The sequence below is a fragment of the Fundidesulfovibrio sp. genome (genome assembly GCF_058402725.1).
Genome location: NZ_JBZVFJ010000204.1, coordinates 1 through 4,664 on the forward strand (window position 1 = coordinate 1; position 4,664 = coordinate 4,664).

At 65.6% G+C, this 4,664-nt stretch carries 4 protein-coding genes; 2 read left to right on the forward strand and 2 right to left on the reverse strand.

What is annotated here, in order from left to right; all coding sequences use genetic code 11:
• Window positions 1-275 precede the first annotated feature (275 nt).
• Together ACV4UX_RS17370 and typA are read left to right on the forward strand one after the other, a co-directional pair.
• A complete protein-coding gene (locus ACV4UX_RS17370; RefSeq protein WP_491594539.1) occupies window positions 276-749 on the forward strand; it encodes a hypothetical protein in 474 nt (157 codons plus the stop codon).
• Between the two features lie 72 nt (window positions 750-821).
• Entirely contained in the window at window positions 822-2,660 is a 1,839-nt protein-coding gene (gene typA, locus ACV4UX_RS17375; RefSeq protein WP_491594540.1) for a translational GTPase TypA, read from the forward strand.
• Between the two features lie 96 nt (window positions 2,661-2,756).
• On the opposite strand, the gene ACV4UX_RS17380 is transcribed toward typA, so the two are convergent.
• Together ACV4UX_RS17380 and ACV4UX_RS17385 are read right to left on the reverse strand one after the other, a co-directional pair.
• On the reverse strand, window positions 2,757-3,446 hold the full coding sequence (locus ACV4UX_RS17380; protein WP_491594541.1) for a hypothetical protein: 690 nt from the start codon (window positions 3,444-3,446) through the stop codon (window positions 2,757-2,759).
• 491 nt (window positions 3,447-3,937) lie between these two features.
• A partial coding sequence (locus tag ACV4UX_RS17385) for a sensor histidine kinase (RefSeq protein ID WP_491594542.1) occupies window positions 3,938-4,664 on the reverse strand: 727 nt, incomplete at its 5' end.

Below are 4,664 nucleotides of genomic sequence, written 5' to 3' on the forward strand. Positions count from 1 at the left end.
TGCGCCGCCGAGGGGGATCAGGCACGCGCCTCAGCGTATTACGCAGGGGTCTCATACAAAGGTTAATTCGTCGGCAAGGAGTAGTGGGGGGGCAGCGCAGACTTCTCCTGCCTCACCTCCCCAATTCCCTCTCGATGCTCGCTGCCTGTTCCGTCTTGCCCAGGGCCTTGAAGCAGGCCGCTAGGCCCCGGTAGAGGGCCGCGTGTGGCGGGGTCAGGGCCGTTCCAGGCACGTTACCCCTTGTCCGCCGGGGCAATCTGGAGCATAGAGGGCTGATGAACACCCTTCGCGCCCTGCTCCTCGCGTCCTTGCTGCTCTGCGCCCTTCCCGCCTCGGCCCAGGTGACCACCCTGGCCCAGCAGGAGGCCATCTGGGACCAGCTGCTCCAGACCACCGGGACCGATCCGGTCAGGATCGCCTCCAGGGCCCTGGACTTCGTGCCCCGCTACGGCAACTGGTGCGGCACGCAGGCCACGGCGGTCACGGCCGCGCCCATCGACTGCGTGGACCAGGCCTGCAAGGAGCACGACCTCTCCGTGGCCTATTCCTCCTCCAAGGCCACCCAGGCCCAGATCGTCCAGGCCGACCGGGCCTTCATCGGCGCGTTGACCTTCTCCCAGGCCGTCACGCCCTACGGCGAGCTCTACCGCACCCTGGCCGTGGACCTCTTCGAATGGAAGACCACCTTCGAGCAGGCCAACAACGTGAGCCTCGTGGTCAACTGCACGGACTGCCAAAAGCTCCCGTAACCGGACTTTCGCTTGCCAGGGGGGCATCGGGGCCTTATGGAGGGGGGCCACAAAATCCGGGGGACCCCTGCAATGAACCAGAGCTACAACGAACAAATTCGCAATATCGCCATCATCGCCCACGTCGACCACGGCAAGACCACCCTGGTGGACGCCATGTTCCGCCAGAGCGGAACCTTTCGCGAAAACCAGGAAATGGACGACCGCGTCATGGACTCCATGGACCTGGAGCGCGAGCGCGGCATCACCATCGCCGCCAAGAACTGCGCCGTGTCCTGGAAGGGCGTGAAGATCAACATCATCGACACCCCCGGCCACGCCGACTTCGGCGGCGAAGTGGAGCGCTCCCTGGTGATGGCCGACGGCGCCATCCTCCTGGTGGACTCCTCCGAGGGGCCGCTGCCCCAGACCCGCTTCGTGCTCAAAAAGGCACTGGAGCGCGGCCTGACCATCATGGTGGTGGTCAACAAGATCGACCGCAAGGACGCCCGCCCCAACGAGGTGCTCGACGAGATCTACGACCTCTTCATCGACCTCGACGCCAACGAGGACCAGCTGGATTTCCCCGTGCTCTACGCCATCGGCCGCGAGGGAATGGCCAAGCTGACCCTCGACGGCGAGGGCACGGACCTGACGCCCCTCTTCGACGCCATCCTGGAGCACATCCCGGCCCCGCGTTTCGACCCCGAAGCGCCCTTCCAGATGCTCGTGGCCGACCTGGGCTATTCCGACTTCCTGGGCCGCCTGGCCGTGGGCCGCGTCATGAACGGCCAGGCCCACACCAACGAGACCCTGGTCTGCCTGGGCGAGGGCGGCGAGGTGAAGCAGCTGCGCGTCACCCGCCTGCAGACCTACAAGGGCCCGAGCCTCGTGGACGCCCAGGACGCCATGCCCGGCGACACCATCGTGCTCTCGGGCATCGAGAACGTGAAGATCGGCGACACCATCTGCACCCTCCAGGCCCAGAAGGCCCTGCCGCGCATCACCGTGGACGAGCCCACCGTGTCCATGAGGTTCGCCATCAACACCTCGCCCCTGGTGGGCCGCGAGGGCAAGGTGGTGCAGTCGCGCAAGATCCTGGAGCGCCTGGAGCGCGAGACCCTCTCCAACGTGGCCGTGAAGGTGGAGCAGAGCGATGACCGCGACAGCTTCATCGTCAAGGGCCGTGGCGAGTTCCAGATGGCCATCCTCATCGAGACCATGCGCCGCGAGGGCTTCGAACTTTCCGTGGGACGCCCCGAGGTGATCTACAAGGAGAAGGCCGGCAAGCGCCTGGAGCCCATCGAGCGCGTCTTCGTGGACTGCGACGAGACCTTCCTGGGCGTGGTGACCGAGAAGCTCTCCATCCGCAAGGGCCGCATGGTGAACCTGGTGAACCACGGCAAGGGCCGCGTGCGCATGGAGTTCTCCGTGCCTTCGCGGGGGCTCATCGGCTACCGCGACGAGTTCCTCACCGACACCAAGGGCACGGGCATCATGAACTCTTACCTGGAGGGCTACGAGCCCTACCGGGGCGACTTCCCCACGCGCTTCACCGGCTCCCTGGTGGCAGACCGCCAGGGCAACGCCGTGGGCTACGGCCTGTTCCACCTGGAGCCGCGCGGCGAGCTCTTCGTGGCCCCCGGCGATCCGGTCTACGAGGGCATGATCATCGGAGAGCACAACCGCGACAACGACCTGGACGTGAACCCCACCAAGGAAAAGAAGCTCACCAACATGCGCGCCTCGGGCAAGGACGAGAACATCATCCTCACCCCCGTGCGGCCCATGACCCTGGAGCGCGCCATCCACTTCGTGCGCGAGGACGAGATGGTGGAGGTGACGCCCCAGTCCATCCGCCTGCGCAAGGCCGAGCTTTCGGCCACCAAGCGCCACATGCTGCACGGGCAGAAGAAGCGCGAGAAGGCCTAGACGCCGGGCCGCGAGGCGGCATACGGAAGAAAGCGGACGGCCCGCGCCCCCATGGGGGCGCGGGCCGTTTTTGCGTCTGGAGGCGCTTGCCGGGAGTTAGTAACTGGTCGTCTTCAGCGGGTTGAATTTCTGGATGCACTTGCGGATGTCCGCCAGAACGGCCGGGGCCAGGGGCGCGTATGACCTGGGGAGCGCCTTGGCGAGGTTGGCCAGGACGCGGGCTTCCGGTTCTCCGGCCATGAGCTCTCCGTGCGCCGTCTCCATTGCCCAGGTGATCCTTGGCCTACCCTTTGGGGGCTTCGCCTTTTCAGCGAGGAGTTTGCGGTACTGCTTGGAGAGTTCCCCTATCCTGTCCACGCGCCAGCCCTCCTGGTCCAGCACCAGATGGCGGATGAAGATCGGCGATTCGGCGCGGGAGAGCATGAAGCCATCGTCTCCCTGGGAGACGCGGTAGTATGTCAGCCCGTCGTCGACCACGGTGATCGGGCCCCGTGTGTTGGCGTCGATGATCAGGGGTTCGCCGGAGTCGCCGAGCTCCAGTTCGGTGATCTGGAGCTTCCCGGGGCTCTTGGTGATCCAGTACTGCGAGAAGCAGCAGTGCGCTCCGCCGCTGAAATGATCGATGACCAGGGTCGTCATCCCGGGCGCGGGGAAGTCCTTGTTCACGGAAGCGCCGAGGATGCTGAGCTTGCTGTTCGTGACTTCGAGGACCGTCTGCCCCTTGTATTCGACTGTGAAGGAATACGGCGTATGGTCGTCCTTGTCCTCCTTCTCCTTGACGAGCACGTCAAAGAACCGGATGGACGATGTCCCAACTTCAATGTCCTTGGACCCGCTGAAGCTGTCCAGCGGAGCGCCTTGCGCAAGGGAGACGGCGAGCGCCGCCTGGAGGATCGCGAAAAGGAGGAGTGCGCGAACGGATTGCATGGCCAGCCGTAACGAAGGGTTTCTCATGGCGTCGAATTCCTGTTGGCGTTGTGTGCTTTCGGAGTGCGCCGCAGGAAATTTACGGCCTAGCATATGCTCCACGCTACGATCCTGATGATTTGTAAGGTGAGGCGAATGCGCATGTCTAGCCCTGATTGATGGAATCGCTTGCAGCCGTGTTGGTCAACGGCGCGCATTCGGACGACATTCCGCAGACGGTGCGGGCGGCTAGGACGTAGTGGGTTTCGAACCGGGGGTCGATCGTCCTCGCCTGCATCAGGGCAGCCGACGGCGATTGATCCAGGCAGCCCCGCTGGAGACGTCATGCACGCCGGGTCGTCTCAGCCAGCTCATGGGGTGCGCTCCAGGGGCAGCTTCACGGTGAAGATCGTGCCGATGCCGGGCTCGGAGTCCACGGTGATCTCGCCGCCGTGCTGGCGGGTGACGATGAAGAAGGAGACCGAGAGGCCGAGCCCCGTGCCCACGCCCGGGTCCTTGGTGGTGTAGAAGGGCTCGAACACGCGGCGGCGCACGTCCTCGGGCATGCCGGGTCCGTTGTCCGCGATGTCCACGCGCACCATGCCGTCCTCGGCCCGGGCGCTCACCTCGATGCGCGGGGGGCGCTCCTTGCGCGTCTGCTGCAGGGCCTGGGCCGCGTTGCGCAGGATGTTCATGAACACCTGCTGCACCTGGGTGGCGTGGCAGGGCACGGGGGGCAGGCCCGGCGCGTAGCTCCTCACGACCTCGATGCGCCGGAAATCGTAGTTCTTTTTCAGGTCGTAGTCCGTGCCGCAGAGTTCCACGGCCTTGTCCAGCAGCTGGGACAGGTCTTCCGGCGTCCTGCCCGAGTCTCCCTTGCGGCTGAACTCCAGCATGCTCGTCACGATGCCCGCCGCGCGCATGGCCGAGGCCCGCACCTCGGCCAGGAAGTGGGGCACCTCGCGCTTTTCCAGGTAGGCCCCCAGGGCCTCGAAGCTCACGCCCGCCTCTCGGGCGGCGTCGAGGTTGGCCTGGGAGCAGACGCAGAGCCTGCGCTGCACCACCTGGGCCGCCTGAAGGATGCCCCCCAGGGGGTTG

What these genes read in the sequence shown, in the direction of transcription:
- ACV4UX_RS17370 (WP_491594539.1), top strand. Translation starts at nt 276, where the DNA reads ATGAACACCCTTCGCGCCCTGCTCCTCGCGTCCTTGCTGCTCTGCGCC.
- typA (WP_491594540.1), top strand. Translation starts at nt 822, where the DNA reads ATGAACCAGAGCTACAACGAACAAATTCGCAATATCGCCATCATCGCC.